Origin of the sequence: Nonomuraea sp. SYSU D8015, assembly GCF_008065375.1 — a bacterium.
Taxonomy (GTDB): domain Bacteria; phylum Actinomycetota; class Actinomycetes; order Streptosporangiales; family Streptosporangiaceae; genus Nonomuraea.
Genome location: NZ_VJYI01000032.1, coordinates 86,889 through 108,642, shown reverse-complemented (window position 1 = coordinate 108,642; position 21,754 = coordinate 86,889). Strand labels below are relative to the sequence as shown.

Annotated in this window: 14 protein-coding genes and 1 pseudogene; 6 read left to right on the top strand and 9 right to left on the bottom strand. The window is 62.2% G+C overall.

The annotated features are described in order from the left end of the window. From ID574_RS53595 to ID574_RS53570, 6 genes are all read right to left on the bottom strand, one after another. Positions 1-668: IS3 family transposase (locus ID574_RS53595; RefSeq protein ID WP_223168032.1), on the bottom strand; the 668-nt coding region annotated here is incomplete at its 3' end. Next, on the bottom strand, positions 665-964 hold the full coding sequence (locus ID574_RS53590; RefSeq protein ID WP_188196811.1) for a transposase: 300 nt from the start codon (positions 962-964) through the stop codon (positions 665-667). The genes ID574_RS53595 and ID574_RS53590, both read right to left, overlap by 4 nt. Before the next feature lie 225 nt (positions 965-1,189). Then, a complete protein-coding gene (locus tag ID574_RS53585) occupies positions 1,190-1,792 on the bottom strand; it encodes a hypothetical protein (RefSeq protein WP_188196810.1) in 603 nt (200 codons plus the stop codon). Between the two features lie 29 nt (positions 1,793-1,821). After that, complete coding sequence (locus ID574_RS53580; protein WP_188196809.1) at positions 1,822-3,570, bottom strand: DEAD/DEAH box helicase family protein; 1,749 nt, start codon at positions 3,568-3,570, stop codon at positions 1,822-1,824. Next, positions 3,567-6,089 (bottom strand): ATP-binding protein, encoded by a 2,523-nt coding sequence (locus ID574_RS53575; protein WP_188196808.1) that lies wholly within the window; start codon positions 6,087-6,089, stop codon positions 3,567-3,569. The genes ID574_RS53580 and ID574_RS53575 overlap by 4 nt, the downstream gene beginning before the upstream one ends. Positions 6,090-6,193: 104 nt before the next feature. Continuing rightward, positions 6,194-7,645 (bottom strand): PIN-like domain-containing protein, encoded by a 1,452-nt coding sequence (locus tag ID574_RS53570; RefSeq protein WP_188196807.1) that lies wholly within the window; start codon positions 7,643-7,645, stop codon positions 6,194-6,196. Positions 7,646-7,967: 322 nt separating this feature from the next. Between ID574_RS53570 and ID574_RS62580 the strand changes: the two are divergent. Further along, positions 7,968-9,002, top strand: a pseudogene (locus ID574_RS62580) (IS630 family transposase). Here ID574_RS62580 and ID574_RS53555 read toward each other — a convergent pair. Then, on the bottom strand, positions 8,999-10,258 hold the full coding sequence (locus tag ID574_RS53555) for a DNA cytosine methyltransferase (RefSeq protein WP_223168031.1): 1,260 nt from the start codon (positions 10,256-10,258) through the stop codon (positions 8,999-9,001). The pseudogene ID574_RS62580 and the gene ID574_RS53555 overlap by 4 nt on opposite strands. 62 nt (positions 10,259-10,320) lie before the next feature. Here ID574_RS53555 and ID574_RS53550 point away from each other — a divergent pair, with 62 nt between their 5' ends. From ID574_RS53550 to ID574_RS53540, 4 genes are all read left to right on the top strand, one after another. Further along, the gene (locus ID574_RS53550) at positions 10,321-10,869 is read left to right on the top strand and encodes a very short patch repair endonuclease (RefSeq protein ID WP_336245650.1); all 549 of its coding nucleotides are present in this window, start codon (positions 10,321-10,323) and stop codon (positions 10,867-10,869) included. A gap of 395 nt (positions 10,870-11,264) precedes the next feature. After that, positions 11,265-13,340: a hypothetical protein gene (locus tag ID574_RS53545; RefSeq protein ID WP_188196803.1), complete on the top strand. Its 2,076-nt coding sequence runs from the start codon at positions 11,265-11,267 to the stop codon at positions 13,338-13,340. 16 nt (positions 13,341-13,356) lie between these two features. Next, positions 13,357-14,232 carry a hypothetical protein gene (locus ID574_RS61160; RefSeq protein ID WP_223168030.1) on the top strand — a complete coding sequence of 292 codons (876 nt, stop codon included), beginning with the start codon at positions 13,357-13,359 and terminating at the stop codon, positions 14,230-14,232. After that, positions 14,229-19,586 (top strand): DEAD/DEAH box helicase, encoded by a 5,358-nt coding sequence (locus ID574_RS53540; protein WP_188196802.1) that lies wholly within the window; start codon positions 14,229-14,231, stop codon positions 19,584-19,586. The genes ID574_RS61160 and ID574_RS53540 overlap by 4 nt, the downstream gene beginning before the upstream one ends. 98 nt (positions 19,587-19,684) lie before the next feature. Here the strand turns inward: ID574_RS53540 and ID574_RS53535 are convergent, their stop codons facing one another. Together ID574_RS53535 and ID574_RS53530 are read right to left on the bottom strand one after the other, a co-directional pair. Continuing rightward, positions 19,685-20,590 carry an IS3 family transposase gene (locus tag ID574_RS53535; RefSeq protein ID WP_223168029.1) on the bottom strand — a complete coding sequence of 302 codons (906 nt, stop codon included), beginning with the start codon at positions 20,588-20,590 and terminating at the stop codon, positions 19,685-19,687. A 2-nt stretch (positions 20,591-20,592) separates the two neighbouring features. After that, positions 20,593-20,964, bottom strand: coding sequence for a transposase (locus ID574_RS53530; RefSeq protein WP_188196801.1), 372 nt, complete (start codon positions 20,962-20,964; stop codon positions 20,593-20,595). Here ID574_RS53530 and ID574_RS63255 point away from each other — a divergent pair. Continuing rightward, on the top strand, positions 20,873-21,661 hold the full coding sequence (locus ID574_RS63255) for a WD40 repeat domain-containing protein (RefSeq protein WP_442939450.1): 789 nt from the start codon (positions 20,873-20,875) through the stop codon (positions 21,659-21,661). The genes ID574_RS53530 and ID574_RS63255 overlap by 92 nt on opposite strands. Positions 21,662-21,754 lie beyond the last annotated feature (93 nt).

Sequence of the window (21,754 nt, the reverse complement as noted above, 5' to 3'; positions counted from 1 at the left end):
CCAGTGCGCCCAACGGATCGACGCACACCGTACCCGGCCAGATGCCGCCCAAATTCGTCGCTCGTGTAGTTCGATCCACGATCGGAATGGAAGATACACCCCGGCTGCAGCTCGATAGTACCAGCGGCCGCATCGATAGCGTCGCAGACCAGCGAGGTCTTGTAGTGGTCGGCCATCGCCCAGCCCACCACCATTTTAGAATGGCAATCAATCACCGTGGCGAGATAAAGGAACCCCTCCCAGGTGGGGATGTACGTGATGTCACCGACCAGCTTGATGCCCGGCCGATCAGCGGTGAAGTCCCGCCGCACCAGGTCCGGGATCCCCTGGTAGGAGCCGTCCGGCAGGGTGGTGACCGGCCGCCACGGCCGGCTCCGGCACGGACGCAGGCCCAGCTCGCGCATCAGGTTCCGGACCAGCTCGTCGCTGACCTGTTCACCTGATCGGAGCAAGGCAGCGTGGATCCGCCGATAGCCGTAGGTCTGATGGCTGTCTGCGAATAACGTTCCGATTTTTTCTTTCAAGCGTGCACGGCGTTCGGCGGTCGCCGGCAACGGCCGCCCGCGCCACTCGTAATAACCGGATCGGGACACGCCCAGCCACGAGCACATGTCCACAATGGCGTAATGAGCCTTCTCCGCATCGATGAGCTCGTACTTGGCGGTCACCGCTGTTCCCGGGCGAAGAAGGCCGCGGCTTTTTTCAAAAATTCGTTCTCTTCGCGGAGCTTACGATTCTCCCGCTCCAGCGCAAGCTCCCGATCGCTCTTCTTCTCGCCCGTATCCTGCGCCGGCGCCGCGTCGTCGCCCCGGGTTCGCCGATAGGTGTTCACCCAGTTTCCAAGCGTGGTGTCGTGGATGCCGAGTTCCTTGGCCACATGCGCCACCGGCCGCGGGCCGTCCAGCACCATGCGGACGGCTTCGTCCTTGAACTCCTGGCTGAATCGTCGGTTACGCCCCGCCACAGCCTTCCCTTCCAGTTCTCCCTCAACCTTAGTTGAGGACCTGTCCGGAAGATCCGGGGCACCTCACCTCGACGCTGAGTGAGCGCCGGATGTGGTAGCCCTGGCCTAGCGTGTAACTGGTCGGACGCCGTTCTTTCATGATGCGTTGCTCTGGCGCTAGAACCAGATCTCATGGGAAGAACGGGACTGTGCGGCTAATGATCAGTGCTGCCCGCAGCTTTCCAGTCAGCGTGCCTTGGCGGCATTGGGGTCGTAGCCGATCTCATTGAAGAAGGCCTGCCGCCGGGCTTCAGGCAGCCTTTTGTCCTTCTTGATGAGGTTGCCGACGATCGTGGGGATGAAGCTGGTATCAATGTCCAAGCTTCGAAGTGTGTACACGTCATGCCCGTTTTCATTCGAGCTGTGGATATCCAGCCCAAGCTCACGGAGCTCGCGGATGCGGCGTTCGGTGTGCACGCTATCAGCGGTTACCACGCGGAGCAGATCTGCCTGTACGTGAGTGCCTCGGCGCTGGAGGAGGAGCGTGAACAGCTCTTCGTGGACGCGGCTGCCGTAGGGAACCTTGAGGTACTTTTCGGGAACTCGGCCGTCGTAGCGACGGCGAATCTCTTCATGAAGCTGTTTGCGCAGGTCATGGAACGCTTCGTTGCGCTCCTCGATGCCGATGCGGATGAATGCCTGCATCGATTCGGCGAGGAGTTTCTTAGCGTACAGGTAGGAGTCGAGCAGGTCCTGGGTTGAAGTGCCAGACCGTAGCTGACCGAGGAGTTTGTCAACGGCGAGTTGAGTGTCTGGCTTGAGCCGGTTCCAGTCATTGAGGGGGCTCACGGTTACCTTGTCCTCTCCCGTGCTGTGAGTCAGCCTAGAAACACTTCGGGAGGATAGCGGAGAATGTGGGCATCTTCCCCTGCGTCTTGCACGGCTGCCACATCGCCCAGCCATTCCCGCAGGAAATCCGCGGTGGGTTGGTCAGGCGACTGAGCCCGCATAAAGGTGACCTTGCTGCCCAGACGGACGCGCGGTTTGAGAACGTCGCTCCGGTCGAGCTGGTTCTGGAGGTCGATGCCGACTGCGAAGCGGCGGATGTCGGAGACGAAGTCGAGTACAATAACGCGATTCTTGCCTGGCGCGAGCCGCAGACCTCGGCCAAGTTGCTGGATAAAGATGCGACGACTGTGGGTGACACGCTGAAAGGCGACGATGTTGACGTCAGGGACATCGACGCCCTCATTGAGGATGTCTACGGCGCAGAGGATCCCGACGCGTCCGTCCGCAAAGTCCCACAGGATGCGGCTGCGTGTAGGGATGTCGAGAGCCTTGCCGTCGCTGGTCTTAGAGGCGATCACTTCGGCTCGAGTGAAGCCGATGGCGTTGATCCGGGCGGCCATCTGCTCGGCGTGGTGGATGGTGCCGCAGAACACGATCCCTCGAGGTGTCGTCTGTTCGCGCCACGCTTCAGAAAGTCGGAGGACCACGGCGTCGTCCCACTCTTCGATGAAGAGCGTGCGGTTGATACCCCGGGGAGAGAGGGCGTGTGCCTGCTTGGGCAGGCCGTGGGCGAGGGCTTCCCAATTGATGTTGTCGGTATACATCCGGTAGTCGACGTTAGAGAGGTAGCCCTCACGCAGGCCCCGTACCAGATCTATGTCAACGACAGGGAAGTCGAACCACTGGTTCAGCGCTTTGCCATCTGGTCGCCACGGGGTCGCCGTCATCCCCATGAGGAAAGCCCCTCCATCGCCGGCAGACAGTTCGGTAAGTACGGTGTCGTACGCCGTGGTACCGAGGTGATGACATTCATCGACGATGACCAGGTTGAAGTCGGGCAGGGAGCGGCCGGAATTGATGGCGCTTGCGACGCTATCGACGCATGCGAAGACGATGTCGAGGTCGGTCAAGGTGTCGGCGGTCGGGCGCTCGTAGCCATTCCAGACTCCAGTTGCGCTGGTGGCGGGCAGCATGGGCCAGAATGCTCGTTCTAGCTGGTAGACGAGTTCATTGCGGTGGGCAAGGACCAGAGTCTTCGAACTTGGCCGGAGCTTGGCGTACCGCCGGTAGAACTCGGCGGCGACGAAGGTTTTGCCGAGACCCGTGGCCAGCACAACCAGCGCGCTGCGGGCGCCAGCGATGTGTTCCCCCATGATCCGATCGACGGCCTGTTCTTGATATGCCCTCACCTCATACTTATCAGGAAGACGTTCGGAAAGAGGGGCAAGCGGCAGCATGTCCGCCTGCTTCAGGAGAGTGCGCCGGTCCCAGAGCTGCAAGGGGATTCCCCTGGCTGCGAGCTGACTGCGCTGGACGTGCACGGAAGCTTCGAAGCCATTGAGGCCCACCAGGACAGGGATGTCCGCATCATACTTGCCACATGCGGCCAGGGTCTCGGCGACGGTGCTCGGGCCAACCGGCGTACGCCACCGCTTTACCTGAAAGAGCCAGCGTCGGCCGTTCATCGTCGCGATGACGTCAGCACCACCGTCACCCGAGGCACCAACGCGCTGAACGGCTTCGTAGCCTCGGGCCAGCAGAAGCCTCTCAATAAGCCGCTCGAAGCCTTGCCATCCGATGTCGGCGAGAAGCAGGTCAGTGATGATGCGCTGTGTCATGACAGCTTGCTGGACAGGAACTGCACCGCGGCGCGTGCGCGGATGACCAGGAGCTGTTCCGGCTGCTCGTACCGAAGATAAGACGCGCAGTCTTGAAGGCAGCGCAAGTACTTGAGCCGCAGATCATCCTGGAGCTTGCCGGCGACCACCGTTCCTAGCTCCGCTTCGCTTGGCCACGGATCGCTCCAGACCCGGCCCCCGTACCAAGATATGGGGTACTTGCCGAAGAAGTCAGTGATCGCGTCGCGGGAGCAGTACTTCAGGTAGCCGCCGTTCTTCAGCGTGCCAAGCTCCGCAAGGTCGACACCTGCGCTGATCATCTCCTTGGCCATTGCTAGCTGATCGGCCTCAGGCAACTCGTCATAGAAGTCGCTGGCGTTGGGAGCATCGAGGATACGCCCGATGATGTCGCTGAATAGCTGCCTTATGTCCTCCCGGACGGTGTCTGGGTTGTCGGTGACTGCCTCGCCCCAGCCTTGCATGAGCAGTTCGGTGGTGAGCACGGCAACAGTGTGACCGGGTTTGCCATGCATCTCGGGGTGCAGCTGGTAGATGTACTGCGCAGCTTCCGCTGCGATGAGATATTCGGCTCGCAGGCCACTGCTAGCAAAGATTGGATGCGTCAGATCCACGAATACGGTGAGCACACCTGGCCTGATCTCCGTGACCAGGGGTACCGGAGGCCGCCTGTACGCAGCGATGATCGGCTGATAGACGGTATGTACGATCACATCCAATGGACTAGTCTGCTTGCCGTTGCCCAGAGTGACGACGAGGGATGACGCTCCGAGGCTGGGGAGTATTTCGGACCGTTGCCGGAGAACGTCGGTGTCGGCCGGATGGGGAGTACCTTCTGGACTGCCGCAGGTTCCGCAGCGGTCTTGGGCCGGCTTGTTGTCGGCCTGGCAGACCGCGCAGCGCCAGGGAAAGCGGACCTCGGGATTTTGATCGGCTCCGCAGTGGGGGCAGGACGTCTCTGATCTGAGGATAATCCGGCGGCAGTCTGCGTTCAGGCACGATCTACCGATGAGAACCACGCCACAGCCGACGCAGGTTTCGGCATCTTTGAGATTCTGGAACGCGCATGCCGGGCACTCGGGAAGCTCTTCAATGGGGGGTTCGTTCGCTTGCTCCACGAGATCCCACCACCGGGCATCGTCGTAGTAGCCTGGCTGCCGCTGCAGGAACTTCTGGTAGAAGTCCTTCTCGACGTCTCGCGGGATCCGTTCAGCCTTCTGCTTGGCCGAGTTATACACGCCCATGTACATGTCGGCCCGCCCGAAGTTGCGAACTCTGCGATAGCCCTGGTATAGCAGAGAAATGGGGGAGTCGTTGATGTGACCCTCGGGCCACTTGCTGGGCAGTAGCGAGCCCTGTCGCAATAGCGCGATAGCGCTTGCCCATTCCTCGGTGGCGGTCTGAAAGTTCTGCTTCTGGAAGTCGACAGGCACGTGGTCGAGATGAATCTCACCGATAATGCGGCCGTACTGACCATCGATTGGATACTCTCGCTCGGTTTTGCCGGTGACCGGGTCTACATGAACGAAGAAGGCTTCCTTCTCGTTAGTTCGTATGGCGCGCCCGTTGCGGACCAGGTCGATGCCGTAGTCGTCCTTGTCATCGAACCGCTGGATGCCGATCCATCCATGCACGCGCTGGGGGATCTCCCGGCTTTCCGCACGCCCGCAGCGGGGACATATCTCCGCGCCACGGAAGTCGACACCGTCGTAGAGGCATCTCCGGGATCGGCCGAGCTCCTCGTCGATACGGATCAGCGCTGGGATCTTGCCATACTTGGATCTTTCGACGAAGCGCTTCTCGGACCACACGCAGTGCTCGAAGGCCCGGCATAGCTCACCGTTCAGAGTGACCCGGATGTCCCGTTCGGAATCGCCACGCAGCATCGTGGCATACCGGCGCCCGATCCGGTCTCGCAGAGTGGCCTTTGGCATACGAGCAACCTCACGTATGAACCCATGGTTAGCGTCCCCGTTTGGCCACCAGCCTCGGATTTCCACGATCGTGCCATGTTCCAGGCCTGCCGGTTTTTCGATCTCCTCGGCCGTGACCTCGAACGTTCCACGCCGGACCAGCTCTGGCAAGTCCAGGGTCACACGGATGGCATGAGCATCTCCAGCTCTTGCAGAGATGACCTGGGTGACTTTGCCTAGCTTGCCAGTGGCAATGTTGAACCCCATGCCAAACAGGCCGAGGTTGTCGAAGTGGTTCTTGGAGGTGTATCCGGCACGCATCGCATTTGCGATGTGCTGCTCACTTAGACCCGGGCCGGTGTCACGAACCCGGATCACTCCTTCGCCTCGTTCCACCTTGCTCAGTCCGGGGACCTCGATCACGACATGACGGACAGGCGACGCCTCCCCAGCGATCTCAGCCGCGTGGAACGAGTCAATCGCATTGTCGATCAGCTCGCTCAACGCATCGAGCGGGCTGATCGGCGTCCGCGTCAGCGCGACCAGAACGTCCGGCGTGGGTGTGATGTCAAGTAGCTTGTGGGCCATCAGAGGCGATCCTCAGTGTGGACGGGGGCGTAGAGCCAGGGCAGCAAGCGGCTATATTCTGCAGCCGTTGCTGCTTTGGGGTGAATATTCGCTGGAACTCGGGCTCAGAAGTCGGCGGCAGAGTCCGCCGTATCTCGTTGGGCGAGCTGCCGCTGTGCGAGCCGCAGGAGAGAAGAACGGTCCGCTCTCGGTGAGTTTCTGATGATTTGCACCAGCCATGGAGCGATCCATGTAGAGCTGGGGGCGGGGAACTCTCCCCTTGGCAGGATTGTGCCCGGCAACCAGTCCGGAGCAGGCGGCAAGTCGCCTGTGATGACGGCGACGAGGTCCACGGCAGGCTCGTCGACTTCAGGGTCACGCAGGCTCAGCTCCAGGGTTACGCCGACCAGCCACCACTGAAACAGGCGATGGCGGCTGTCGGCGATAGCCGTCCTGATTGCTGAGCTTGAGAGACGAGCCGCCCGGTAGGCCAGCAAGGGCAGGGCTTCCGGTGGAGGCAGGGTCGCTGCTTCGGTTGCTGTTATCACCTGATCGAAATCAGTGCCGGTGTCCTCGCGAGAATCTGCGGTCCGGCTGATCTCTTCAACCGTCTCAGCGGTGATCTCGGCGTTTAGGAACTCACTGACTCCTTCGAAGAACGCCTTGGTCTCCACGATGAGCAAGTCGGCATTCGTGCGCCTGCGGAACTCGTTGATGAGAGATGGCCATGGCCGCCGTGAGTCTGAACCGGCTCCAGCAGGCTCGTACCAGTCATCCTTTACGTCGGCAGAGACGAACAGGACACGCTCCCGTGCGGCTGTTTCCTGGACATGCTTGATCATCTCTTCCCAGAGGATGTAGTCGCCTGCCGCTTGAAGCGAGGTCGGCTTGCCGTGGTCTAGATATCCGGGCGGAATCTTGTTCGGGAAGCGATAGGCAATGGCGTGCTCAACTTGGGCCTGGAGCTTATCGGGATCTGGTGCAGGGCCGATATTGTCGCCGTACAGTGCCGTGACCTTGGGAAGAATGGGGTCAGAGCCGCCATTGACATCGTCAAGTCCGATGTCCTGAGAGGTCCTCAGCTTGTCGATGTGCTCGCAGAGCGCTTGCCGCCAGGGCTCAAGGAGTTTTCTAAAGTTCGCCTCGTTGATCAGTTCGTCCAGCTCGGCCTGACCGTCTTCGTCCGCAGCAAAGGTGCCGAGTAGAGCCTTCACCCCCTTCAGCGCCTCCTGAACGTCCTTCCACGCTTCGCGCAGGGGCTGGTCGAGACGACTCTTGGCCTTCCGGAGCTTGTCCGTTCGATCCTCGATGACGCCTCGCCTGCCTCTGACGAATTCCAGTCCCACCTGGTACGGCAGCCATAGCCGCGACGAGACCAGGTCGAGCGCGTCAAGGACCTGCCGACGGGCGTCGGGCGTATACCGATAGAGATCTAGCAGTACGTTCGTATCAAGAACGATCAGCGCGTGCGTGAAGAAGGCCCGTCGGCCATCTCCGGCCACACCACTGTCTGGGTCGACCCATGCCTGGTACTGCTGCATGATCGACTGTCTTGGGTTGCTCGCCTCAACCGCCACGCGAAGTCACCTCGTTCACGTCGGAACAGAAGGGTCTCGCTACGCCTGAGGACTGGTCAAGGCATTTCGCAAATCAGCTGATCTTCGTGACAAGCTGATTGAGCTTCCATGGCAGCCTGCCGGTCCGAGGTGTGTACACCAAGCATGGAGTGTCCCTTTTGGCCGTGGCCTGGTGTCGTTTGCTCGCTAAGCGGCATTCCAGAAATCTTGCGCGTAACGGGGCGTGAGATCGCAGGCGCGGACAGGCATTGACAGGGCCCTCGCCGGGGGTTGGATCGAAGTTGCCTGCAACGCCCACCCACCCGGCGAGGTCGTGATCAGTATGCGCCCGGTCAGCGTGTTCGCCAACGGTCCTGAGGCCTCGATCGAGCAGTTACGCGGGGAGCTGCGCGGCCGGTGGCGGCAGGCCAGGCGGGCGATGATGGTCTTGCTGTCGGTGCGCGGACTGTCCCCCGCCCAGATCGCCGACCTGCTGGAGTGCGACGCGAGCACGGTGCGGCGGTGGATCGGCCGGTTCAACGACCATGGGCCGGCGGGCTTGGCCGACCGGCCCCGCCCAGGGCGACCGCGCATCGGCGGGCCACGCCTGCTCGCCCGGATCGCGGCGCTGCTGGAACGAGCGGGACCGTGGACGGTGCCCAGGCTGTGGCAGTACCTGGGCCGGCCGAAGCTGAGCCCGCGCACCCTGTATCGGCGCCTGCGCCTGGTGGCGATCTGGCGGCGGCCCAAGCTGGTGGCCCGCGGCGATCCGGACCGCTGGTGAGCGGTGGCCGCCATCACCGCCCGGCTGCGGGAGTTACCGCGCGGCGCGGTGGTGTGGGCCACTGATGAGACCCACGTCCACCTGCTGCCACACGTGCGCGCCATCTGGACACTGCGCCCGCGCCGACCCGAGATCGGCACACCCGGCAAGAACCGGCAGGTGACGGTGCTCGGCGCGCTGGAGATGACCACCGGCCGATGGGTGTATCGGCTGGGCCGCCGCTGCGCCGCCGATTTCATCGCCCTATTGGAACAGATCCGCCTGGCCGTCCAGGACGCCCCGGCGATCATGGTGATCTGCGACAACGACAGCATCCACCACGCCAAAGCCGTCACCGCCTACCTGGCCGAGCACCCCACCGTGGAGCTGCTGTTCGGCGCGCGCTACAGCCCGCACGACGACCCGGTGGAACGCATCTGGGCCGCACTCAAGGCGTTCATCGCCAACACCGCCGTCAGCTGGCCCGGCAGTCTCAGACAGATCCACGCCTTCTTCCGCGCCCGTTCACCCGATCAGATGCTCACCGCCGCCGCGCCCTGGACCAGCCCCTGGCTGCCTGCGGGTTACAAGCAGAACTTCTGGAATGCCGCTTAGCTGATCGTCGGGAGCTGCAACTGGAACGCCTCGTGGCGCGGGTGGGCTTCCTGGCCAGTGAAGGCCTTGAACTCACCCAAGCGATAGACGGTGATGCTGCCACGCTTCTTCTCTTCGATTTCGAAGTCACGCTTCAAATGGTTGATGTGCCGCTCAAGAGTGTGCTGGTCAAGTGGATGGGGCAGAGCCTGGGAGATGTCTTCTACACCCATATAGCGGGTTGACTTCCGAAGAACGTGGTAGACGGGATCGTGGACGGGCTTGACATCTTCGATCAGAGTCTTGGGCTCGGTCTCATGGTTCAGGGCCCTGCGGATGGCTGTGCCGATTGCCTCGGCTACCGGAGGCGGGAAGGCGTTCCCGATTTGCCGGTAGATCGAGGTCTTACGGCCGGAGAACTCCCACTTGTAGCGATCATCATCCCAGCCCTGGATGCGAGCCACCATCGGCCAGGTCAGCTTGGGCTTGAAGTCGATAGGCGTATCAGGTCCTGGGGCGCTGTCAGCGATCCCCCAGCCGTCAACACCCATTTCAGCCCAGGCTGCCTTGGCGCGTGTAGGGCCCAGATCGGCGCCGCCGTGCTTCTTTGAGCCGCCCACAATTGTTGGGGCGATCTTGTCCGCCCTCTTTCGCCAGGTGTCGGCACCTGGCCATCCATTGGCGGCCATCAGATCGTAGAGAAGCTCCCCCACGGTAGGAGGCTTGGTGTGGGAAGGTTCTGGCCAGTCGAAGTACGCGAAGTCTTCAGAGCGCATCGCCACAAGCACGAACCGCGGGCGGAGCTGCGACACCCCATAGTCTGAGGCCTGAAGGAGCTTCCAGTCCGCGACGTAGCCCATGTCGTGGAGTTCGTCCAGGACGGCCTGCCGGTAGGCCGTGAAGCGGTTCATACTGAGTCCACGGACGTTCTCGAGCAGCAGTGCACGTGGTTTCACTATGCGGCACTGCTTGACCGTCCAGGCAAACAGATCGCGTGCGTCGGTAGCTCCAAGCTGTTTGCCGGCGATAGTGAAGGGCGGGCATGGAACTCCCCCAGCAAGCAGGTCGATCCCCTCGTAGTCGACTGGCTTCCAGACCTTCGGGTTGGCGACGTCTCCAGGGGCCACCTTCCATCCAGGACGGTTCAGCTTCAATGTGTTACAGGCGTTGTCATCGAGCTCTACAGCAAGTTCGTGCTCGAAGCCTGCGCGCTCCAGGCCTAGAGACTGCCCTCCTGCTCCAGCGCAGATCTCCACAACCCTAAGTTGCTCCGCCACGGAGTCCTCCTGTGGTACCTGAGTGCCGAGCGGGGAAGCAGTCATGGGCAGTATCTTCTCTCATGACTTCCCCAGGTAGTGAATCGAGTGCAGAGGCCGGCGACATGGTGTCTAACACCCCGAAGCCTGACCTTCGCGAGCAGGCTTGGGCGAAGGGCCTGTACCCTCGCCCGCTGAACGAGGGACGGTCGCGCAATATGCGCGCCAACCGACGCTCTAACACTAAGCCGGAGGTAGCGCTTCGTACTGCACTGCATGCTCTGGGTTATCGCTATCGCAAGGATCTGAGGCTTGATCTTCCAGACGGAGTCCGCGTGCGGCCGGACATCGTCTTCACAGCACGGAAGGTAGCTGTCTTCGTGGATGGTTGCTTCTGGCACGTTTGCCCTGTGCATGGTAGGGAGCCCACAACGAATGAGTGGTACTGGGCCCCCAAGCTCCGACGCAACAAGGAACGGGATCGGGTGGCCAACGCCGCTCTTGAAGCTGCAGGGTGGCGAGTGGTACGCCTCTGGGAACATGAGACCCTTCCTGCCGCTGTTGACGCCGTCACAGAGGCAGTAGGGCCAGCTTCTGCCAAACACGGATCCGAAGCTACTACCACGGACTGACAATCCCTTGCCGTCCTCGCTGCTGGCCAATCAAGCGATCTTTCGAGACAGCGCATGCAGCCAGGTCGTCCCGGGGTTTGGTAGGCGCGCCGGTGGCTGCAGCCACTACGGGATAGTTCGGACCGCTTCCGTGGTACCCACGTGGAAGACTGGATCTCGAATAGCGCCGACCGTCATCGTGTGGTTAGGAAAGATCGCCTGGACTGCCGGGTGGAAGACAGCGGAGATCATCTTCGATCGATCGAGGCCTGCCAGGGCGGCTCAGGTCCAGTGAAGCGAGGATGTTCTTGCCGCCTGGCTGCGCACCGCCTTTACGCCAAAATGGCTCGATTCCACCCGAAAGGCTTGTAACTGTCCGACTGTAGATTGTCACATCTAGTCCCTAGACTAATGACGTGGTGGACTGGCATGGGGCGGGCAGGATGAAGAGTGTGGATGGGGAAGCAGCTTCTGCGGATGATCTTCCGTGTACCCCGAGCCCCCTGCGGTCCTACGAGTGGTGGCAACTGCGACTGGCTGAGGAGTTCTTCAGCGCCAACCGTAGTGGCACGCCTGTGCTGTTCTTCATTGATGCCACTGAGCTCCAGAAGCTGCAGGGCCAGGAAGATGTGACGGATCTAGGCGCAGCAGTAAGCGCGGTCCTTGATTGGCATAAGAACCCCTATGAGCCGATCATGGACCGCGTACAGCGCTGGCAGCATAGTGGGCGGCAAGATCCGCCTCCTTGCTTGCCGCTGCTCGCTGCATCTGTGCTGGCGGCAGCGAATATGAAGCGCACGGTCCAGGGGCCAGGGGCGCCGGCATACTACGCGCGTCTCGCTGAGGTGCTTAAACCGTCTTGGAACATGGCTTATGATCATAAGAAGCTGCTGCAGCGCTACTACGACGATGTCGTGGAACTATGGACTCTCCTGGATGCTTGGCTGAGGGGATGTGGCGGGCATCGTGGCCTCAGCACCATCAAGAAGAGCGAGACTCTGACCAAGATTGGCTACGCGCAGTCTCAAGCACTGATCCGGGTTTCAGATCATGCTGCGCTGACTCGTTTCTTCCGAGAGAGGCTCAGCGCCGGTCAACCTGTCGATGGGGCGCGGCTGTTGCGTGATCTAAAGGTTTGGAGCCATAACCAGCAGGGGCTATCCCGGCGACTGCGCGACGCGCTCGCCTCTGAGGCTGATAACGCTCTGCTTGAACCGCTGCTGACGGCTCTTGCCGAAGGCTGGGATGGTGCGGTGACATTGCCGCTTATCGATGGGCTGCGACAGATGCCGCTGCTTGTGGCTCTGGAGGACGACTTCGTATCAGGGTGGCATTTGCGATGGCATACGCCTGTTGTCCCGGGGGTTGAGCAGGACGCGCTGAAGCACCCAGCTGGTACGTTCGCGGTGGCCGCTACAGCGGGGGAGCAGGCCTATTCCCTTTCAGGCGCAGTTCCCGATCCAGCTACCGCGTTGACGGTGGGTATCGTCGCGCGGGGGCATCGGCTTATCGCTCGCGTTACCGGCGGGCGCCACGTCATCGCGCTTAGCGAGGATCCGGTGGCAGGCGCATGGGTTGAGAGGGACAACGTGGTCCCCTTTGAGCCATATGTGTTTCTCTTTGACCCTTCCGGCGAGCCGCAAGTGCGGAGATTTCTACAGGACGTCGGCTTACGCTGGTACCGGCCCGAAGCAACCTCGTCACCGGGGTGGTGCGTAGCGCGGGACCTGGAGTTCACCGATGACGCCCGGCTTGCCGCAGCGGTAGCGGGCGCAGGAATCCGTGGTATTGATCACATCCCGGCACGACGCCTGAGCCTGCGGGGCGGTCTGCGGGTGCGGTCGGATATGCGCCATCGTTACCACTACCTGCGCGGAGGGGAACCGGATGTCGTGATCCCCGAGTCGCTGCGGAAAGCAGGCCGGGCTTTGCTCAATGGCGAGCCCATTGCCGTGCCCGCGGACGGGGTGATCCCGCTTCGGGGAAGAGGACTGGCGGACAAGCAACACACTATCGAAGTCGGCGGAGCAAGCATTTCCTTTCAGCTCCACCCAATGGCCTCCCCTCGGGCGCGCAATATCTCGCCGGCCCGTACCGCCTCGGGCTCTCCGGGGAGTGTCGTGGTGCCCCTCGAGGGTGATGCTCGTTTCCTCACGGCACAGGGCCGGTTCATCAGGATTTCCAAGCCAAGCGAGCCGTCGTGGTGGGAGGACCGCGCCCAAGTTTTACGGTCGGGTGCAACGATCACTGTCCCAGTTCCGCTGGAGGCAGTGTGGCTGGTGGCTATCCCCGAGGGACGTGATCCTGCCATCACGCTGATCCGCAACGAAGAGCCCGATATTGGCGTCCTAAGCCAGCAGGCCAAGGATTTCTGGAGCAGGCTAGTGCTCATGGAGCTACCCGAGGCTTCGCATGGCCGTTTGTGGCGACGCTATCGGCAAGCTGTGCTGAGCCACTTCCCCCGCGAGGTCTTCGGACGTGTTTGCCCCTGACCTCATCGTTGCCTGGATGGCAGATCAGCAAGGCGGAAGCCTGAACCGCCTAATTGCGGATGTCGCATGGGCCAGCGGTCTTGATCGTGAAGCTGCTAGATGGTGGGTTCGCCAGCTACAACCCCTCGGTATCGCTGACATCGACGGGCTTTCCGGCACCTGGCAGGCTCAGCCCTGTGCTGTTACCCCGCTGCCTGGGCGAATCAACACCGCTCTACTCATCGGGGCTCGTCCAGCTGAGGTCACATTCTATCAGCGTCACGGGGCAGTAGCCCTGGCCCACCCCGGACATGCTGGCCGCATCGCGCTACCTTCAGTGGTCTGGTTGCAGCATGCCGGGCCGGCGCAGCTGGACTCGTTCACCGCAGTGGTCGGTGCGTCGGCTGTGCCGTGTCTAGCAGATAGCATCATGCAGTTACTGGAGCCGTTCCGGCCCGGCCCGGAGATTCCCCCGCCGACACGAGACAGCGCAATTGAGATGTTTGTCCCGGAGAGCGGCCGCTTCTCCGCCGTTGCCTTCACTCGAGCACGGCCCCCTAACGGGTTGTATAAGTATACGCTGTACGGCCGGGTGACGCGCTATGCCCTCTTCGAGAAGGGCTCTTGGCACATGGTTGACCGCCGCGCAGGCATCCACCATGTTCTTGCAGCCACTGCGTTTCCGCTGCGGTGGAAGGCTGACCCGGGTCTCGTACCTCCCAAGCCACACTCCACAGGTCAGCTGCACGTAGATACTCGTGCTGCGCTGCCGCTCCTTCAAGAGCGGGCCGCGGTGATGTGCACTGGCCTGCCTCCGATGGCTGTGGACCAAGGGCAGCGCTATGACGGCGTTCCCTTGCGTATCGCCGACCGAGTTGCCCGTACCTTGCACCGCGCCCTGGAGATCACATGACGACTCCCCTGTCCGGTCTAGATGCCTTCGCCACCCATGACGCGTTGCGCGAGGCCTACCTGCGTTACTACGACACCGCGTTTCGGCTCCGGGATGACTCGCTCCAGATTGAGCGCCGCGCGCTTCTGGATCAGCCGGGAGGCATCTACGCCGATCCGTTTGTCGAGCTGCGGCCGGCGTATGCGACCACTGGCTGGACGCTCAAGGAGTCAGTGACCCGCGCGGGAGCGCCTGAGGAGCTGGCAGCCTTCGCACAACTCGGGCTCCTGAGCCCTGGGACGGAGCTCTACCTTCACCAAGAGCGCGCTCTGGCCAGCGCGATGCGTCCAAAGCGCAACACCGTCGTTACCGCTGGAACAGGTTCCGGAAAGACCGAGGCCTTCCTGATGCCCATCCTGGCGGATTTGCTGCGCGAGTCGCAGCAATGGACCGGAGGCCCTGCTCCCTTCCGGCCGTGGTGGGACCGTTCTTCTCACCCATTCCTCGCTCAGCGCGATGGTGAACGAGGGCGGGCGCAGGCAGTGCGAGCGATGATCCTCTATCCGATGAATGCCCTCGTCGACGACCAGCTCATGCGGTTGCGCAAGGCACTAGATAGCGATTCAGTGCGCGACTGGCTCGACGCTCATCGGCTCGGTCACCGCTTCTATTTTGGGCGTTTCACTGGAGCGACACCGGTGACGGGAGGACCTGCGCAGGACTACGCTGTCGATGAACTGCGTAAATACCTGAAGGCCACAGCCGCCCGAAGCCGCCGCGCGCACGAAGCCGAAGATGATAATGCGCGCTTCTTCGTTCCCCGCCTAGATGGTTCGGAGATGAGAAGCCGATGGGACATGTACGATGCGCCGCCGGACATTCTGATTACAAATTATTCCATGCTGAACGTGATGCTTCAGCGAAGCCGTGATCAAGACTTCTTCGACAGCACCGCGCAATGGCTCGATTCATCTCCCAGCGCACGCTTCACTCTCGTGGTCGACGAGCTGCATATGTACCGTGGTACGGCAGGCACGGAGATCGCTTATCTGATTCGCAATCTAAAGCACAGACTCGGTCTGACCGACCGGCCGGACAAGATAAGGGTTCTGGCCGCCTCGGCGTCCCTTGATGAAGGCCGGGCGAGAGACCGCAGATTCCTTCAGGAATTCTTCGCGGCCGACGAGAATTCCTTCGACTTCATCCCGGGTGAGCTATCGCCGCGCCCACGAGGTGCGGCAGACATCTCCGCGGCAGCGCCTGCGTTATCGGCTGTACATGGCCAGCCGATAACCTCTGCGGAGGCCGCTGCGCTGCTCTCTGCGACTGGCGCTGCAGAGGCAGTGGTCAAGGCCTTCGGGGCCAGTGCGGAAGAGGCCTCGGCGTCGGCAATGTCTGCGTCCGCGCTTGCCGCAGCCTTGTTTCCCGCTAGCACAAAGGAGGAAGCAGACAAGGCTTTGCGCGGTGCTACGGCTGCCATGCGGATTGCCTCATATGCGGAGCCTGCAGGACTGCCGAAGATCCGCATCCACCTGTTCTTCCGCAACGTGGCAGGTATGTGGGCCTGCACTGACCCGGCCTGTCCGGAGGTACCAGAGGCCGCCGCCGGCTCCCAGCGACAAATCGGGAAAATTTTTCCTGTGCCGCGCACATTCTGTGACTGCGGTGCCCGCGTACTGGAGCTGCTGTACTGCCAATCGTGTGGGGAAGCCATGCTGGGTGGATACGCTCCGCGGAGCGCGTTCAAAGGGACCTCCTTCAGGGCAATTCTCCTTCCGGATAGTCCCGATCTCGCCCGCATGCCCGATCGGTCGGGCCCAGACCGCACAGCGGCCAACTACATTGTCTACTGGCCGTCCAACCAAGCACAGCGAGCTGACGACGACGGGCGCTGGACTGTCGGCGGTGTGGAATTCGTTTTCCGGCGCAGTAGATTCGACCCGGCCACGGGGCAGCTGCAGAACAAAGAAGCTGGGGCAACGGGCTGGAGCTTCCACATTCGCAGTCCGAAGGATCGCACCACCGGACAGCCCCGGCTCGATATCTCAGGTCTCTCGCCTTTCCCGACACGCTGCCCGTGCTGCGGCGCCGACTGGGAACGTCGTTACTCGAGCAGCAAAGAGCTCCGGCCGATCACGGACCCCCTGCGCCTAACCTCACCGGTGAGGACAATGCGCACCGGATTTGAGAAGATCAACCAGGTCTTGGCAGACGAGCTTGCCGAGCAGCTGGACGCGGAAGAACGCAAACTGATCATCTTTACGGACAGCCGTCAGGATGCGGCCAAGCTCTCCGCCGGTATGGCCCTGCGACACTATCAGGACCTCGTCCGCTTGCTCGCCTTGGAAGAGCTCCGTACATCCGCGGCTTCGGAGGAAGACCTCGCAGCGGTGCGGGCACAGGTCGAGGGGGAACGCTCTCCGGCCATCGACGCTGCGATCGCCCGGCTGCGCAAGAAGGATGAGGTAGCCCTAAACGAAATGCGCGGGGCCCTCCTGGACGGAAACGAAGCCGCAGTAGCGGCTGCAGCCGAACGGCTGTCCGCACCGCCGACACTAGAATCACTCGCCAAGGTGAATGTCAACTCCCGCCTGCTCGCCTTGGGGGTTAACCCAGCCGGGACAAAGCCCAGTGCACAACAGCTTGGCACGATTGGCTGGCATGACTTCTTCGACTGGAACACGACACCTCCGACGCTCAAGGCCAACACCTCGCAAGCCCAGGAGGCTGCCTTGTCGTCGGAGGACAGCCTCTTGGACAATACGCTGGAAGCGTTGTTCTCCGGTGCGGGACGCGACATCGAGTCGCTCGGGCTTGCCTGTGTGGCACCTGTAGCACCAAACGCAGATCCCGATGGCCTCGGTCAGGCAAGCTTGCGCATTCTTGCGGAGCTGCGGCGCTTCTTCACAGCCCGTGAACCACGGGACAAGCCTCCGCGTCGTCTGCGCGACTACTGGCAGAGCGTTGCCGAACACCAAGGGCGGCCCTACGACGACATTCAGGCGGACGCCGAATCAGCTTGGGGCGGCACCGTCCGCGAATACCTCATCAACCCCCGGGAAGCCGTGGTGCGCCCATCACCTGGGCGCGCCTGGGTATGCCAAGAATGTGGGCGGCGGCATCTCACCCCGAGCGCGGGCACATGCACCAGGTGCCGCAGCAGACTGCCCTCTCAGCCGGAGCCTGGTGGTGGGCCGTACAACGGTGATTACTATGCATGGAAGGCCGACTCTGGCCGAGCTGCGTTCCGCCTGAACTGCGCTGAGCTAACCGGGCAGACCGGCCGGATCGAGGCTCAAACCCGCCAGGCCCGCTTCCAGAAAGTCTTCCTCGACGAGCCGAGCGAAATATCTCTCGTACACGAGCTCGACATGCTTTCCGTCACTACGACCATGGAGGCCGGCGTTGATATCGGTCCTCTATCGGCAGTGGTCATGGCCAATATGCCGCCCAGCCGGTTCAACTACCAGCAGAGGGTAGGACGTGCCGGACGCCGCTCCTCCCCCGTTGCAGTTGCGTTGACTGTCTGCCGCGGCCGTAGCCATGACGAGCACTACTTCGCCAATCCCGCAGCCATCACCAACGACCCGACACCTCCGCCGTACCTAACCCTCGGGCGACCCGAAATCCTGCGGCGCGCGATGGCAGCGGAACTGCTCCGGCTTGCCTTTCAGCACCTGGAACATCACGGCGGAGCAGGTAGTGTGCACGGTGAGTTCGGCAGGACCGAGGACTGGCCCGACGCCCTACCTGAGGTCCGGAAGTATCTCGGGGGCTATGCCGACCAGATCAACGAATCAGCGCGGGCCCTCACCGCCTGGACACCGCTTGAGCCTAGTCAGTACCTCGACAGTGCTTGGATGGAATCCCTCCTGGGCCAGATCACGGCTGCCGCGCGATCGGCCACAGGGGCTCCGGAGTTGAGCGAGCGGCTTGCGCACGCCGGAGTCCTGCCAATGTTCGGGTTTCCCACCCGTGTCCGGCAGTTGTACCTGGAAGTGCCGAAGAAACGGTATCCGTGGCCGCCCGACGCGGCCGTTGACCGCGATATCGCCATGGCTGTGTCGCAGTTCGCTCCCGGCGGCGAGGTGGTCAAGGACGGCTATGTATACACCGTTACCGGAGTCACCGAGTTTGAGCCTCTTCCGGGCGGACCTCGGCCCATTGCAGAACCACTGGAGCATTCACGCCCCGTAGGTCTGTGTCGAGTCTGCAACCACGTGGAAGAGTCACCTACGGCTGAAGGCTCCTGCCTGGTGTGCGGCTCAAGCAATTACGATGTAGTCGATCTGCGAGAGCCTGCTGGCTTCAGGGCCAGCGAACCTCGTGATTTCGACGGCACTTTCGCCTGGTCCCCCCGCACGATTTCCTCCCGGGCAGCGACGAATATGGCTGCTTTAGAGTTCACGCCGTGGCGGGGCGCTCACTTGCACTCCGGTCCAGGCCAGCGGTATGTGGTCAACGACAACAACGGCGCCCTGTTTACCCTGCGGCGCGCTCCGGGGCCGTGGGGCGGCTACGTCCAGAGCGGCACAGCCGACGGCGAGCGCACCTATGGGGATCCCATCAAAGTAGCGCTAGGGGCCGTAATACCCACCGACTTTCTCTTCATTGGCCCTAGCTCGACGACTGATCGCGAGCGTGGTTACCGCCTCAACCTTGCCACCGCAGTGCCTACTTTCGGAGCCGACATCAGTGAGGGTCGGCGCGCCGCATGGTACTCGCTGGCGTTTCTGCTCCGCAGCGCTGCTGCTTACCATCTTGATATTGGCCGTCAAGAGCTCCTCGCCGGAATCCACCCGGGTCCGCACCACGATGGCTATGCCGTGTACGCCTTCCTCGCCGATGCCCTTGAAAATGGAGCAGGCTTCAGCACTCACCTGGCAAGCCATGGCATCCTCGAAGCATTTATGGCGGAAACCACCAGCTACCTGGACCGCTTGCGACAGGGGGATCACGGGGTGCTCTGTACATCGTCCTGCTATCGATGTCTGCGTGACTACTCCAACATGGCGTACCACCCTCTGCTCGACTGGCGACTGGCTGACGACCTATTCGCAGTCCTCACTCAGCGTATCCCTCAATCTTCCGATGGACGGGCGTTTGACGCCCTTAAGAGTCTGAGAGCCATATTCGGCGGTAATTTGCTGGATGGTCATCTGCCTGGTCTGGCGCTGACCGTGCGGAATCGGCCCTGGGCTGTAGTTACTAAGCACCCACTCCAGGCATGTGAGCAGGATCTGGTATGTCCAGACCTCCAACCAACGCTCGATGCAGCTATGGCACACACAGGGAATGCCGGACGGATCATCGTCGCGGACTGGTTTACACTCGAGAAAAGCCCTATGCAGCTCATCGATCGCTTGACTTCATGACTTGCCCAGCGGAACGTGATCCGAGACGATCAGTGGTATCTGCTGGGCTACTGATCGCAGGCCATTACTGTCAATCCCCTCAAACCGTGGAGACGGTTCTATGCCACAGCGGCCCTCAGCAGGGCCGTTGATGTTTGCCGCTTCTCGATCATCTGACGCTCGAATGTGACAGGCGGCAGCCCGTCGTTGGCGCTGTGCCTGCGCTTGACGTTGTAGAAGTCCGCGATCCAGGTTGCGATCTTCAGCCGGGCCTCCGCCCGGGTGTGGAAGTGGTGCCGGTGTACGAACTCGACCTTCAGGGTGCTGTTGAGCGACTCGGCGGCTCCGTTGTCGAGCGCGCATCCGACCCGGCCCATGGACTGCACCACTCCGTGCTTGCGGCATTCGGCCTGGTAGCGGGCGGCGGTGCATTCCGATCCGCGATCCGAGTGGAAGATTACCCCGTCCACGTCACCACCCCGCGTGACTACGGCCATCTGCAGCGATGCGACCGTCAGCGCCGCGTCATGGTGCTCGGACATGGCGTAGCCGAGCAGCCGGCGGGAGAACAGGTCCTCGACCGAGGCCAGATACAGCGGCCCCTCATCGGTGCGGATCATCGTGACATCGCCGACCCACAGCACGTCCGGAGCGACCGCGGTGAACTTCCGCCGCACCAGATCCGGCGCGGCCGGCCGCTTTCCCTGCCGGGTCAGCGAACGCGGCTTCTGCAGCCTCCGCCCGGCCAGGCCGAGCTCGGACATCCGCTTGGCCACGGTGTTCTCCGACACCTTCCAGCCCAGTTCACGTAAGTCCTGGGTGATCCGCGGTGAGCCGTACGTGCCACCTGAGGCCGCAAACAGGCGCTTGATCTCCGCATCCAACTGGGCACGCCGCTCTTCACGAGCCGTTGGCCTGCGGCTCTTCCACTTGTAGAACCACGAGGCCGACACTCCCAGCGCACGAAAGCAGATCTTGTGGGGGATACCGAACTCGGCCCTTTGGGACTCGATGAACTCCACCACGGTTATCGGTTCAGCGAGTCCTTGACCCATAGGACCACGGATCGTTTGAGGACATCACGCTCGTCCTCCAGCTCGGCACGCTCCTTCTCCCAGGCGGCCTTCTCCTTGGCGTGCTGCTTGACCAGCTCGGCCTTCTCCCGCCGCAGTCGCGCCAGTTCCTCCTGCTCGGACTCCTTCAGCTTGCCGCCTCCGATGCCGTCACGCCCGGCCTGCCCTGTTGCGTGCCGGTCCATCTGCACCCAGTTGTACAGCGTGTACTCGTTGATACCCAGATCCCGCGCGATGTGCGCGACGGGCTTGCCGGTCTCCTTGACGATACGCACCGCCCCAGCCCGGAACTCCGGATCAAAACGACGCCTCGTGGTACCTGCCACGACCAAACCTCTCTCGGTTCGATCTCCACGCTACGAGGGGAGGCCCATGTCCGAGGCTCTTCGGAAACCGATACGTCGTACTGGTGGGCAGATGCGGGCGGTGGCACTCACCCCCTGCGGCCGGGTGGTCTCCGGTACAGGGGACGGTGCAGTTCGGCTGTGGGACCCGACTAACCCCGATGACCTTGGTCGAGAAATTGGCCGTCATGATGGGCGTGTGCGTGCGGTGGCGGTCACTCCCAGCGGTCATGTGGTTTCTGGCGGAGGTGATGGTGCTGTTCGGCTGTGGGACCCGACTAGCCTCGATGGGCTTGGTCGAGAAATTGGCCACCATGCAGGGCCGCACAGCCGCGTGACGGTATGGGCGGTGGCGGTTACTTCCAGTGGTCATGTGGTTTCCGGCGGAGGTGATGGTGCTGTTCGGCTGTGGGACCCGACTAGCCTCGATGACCTTGGTCGAGAAATTGGCCGTCATGATGGGCGTGTGCGTGCGGTGGCGGTCACTCCCAGCGGCCATGTGGTCTCCGGCGGAGACGACGGTACAGTACGGCTATGGGATCTAACTAGGCCCGATGACCCCGGCCTAGAACTAGCTAGCCATGCCAGCACGGTGTGGGCAGTAGCCGCCACGGCAAACGAGCGAGTCGCCGTCTCAGCTGGGGGTGATCTGACAGTGTTTCAGATCACGTTTGCCTGACCGACGAAGGACTACGGTCCCACAGTAGGAGAGTGCGGGCTTCTACGTCTCTTCGGGCGGCTTGAGCTGGGTAAATAGCCTCCGTAGGGCGTA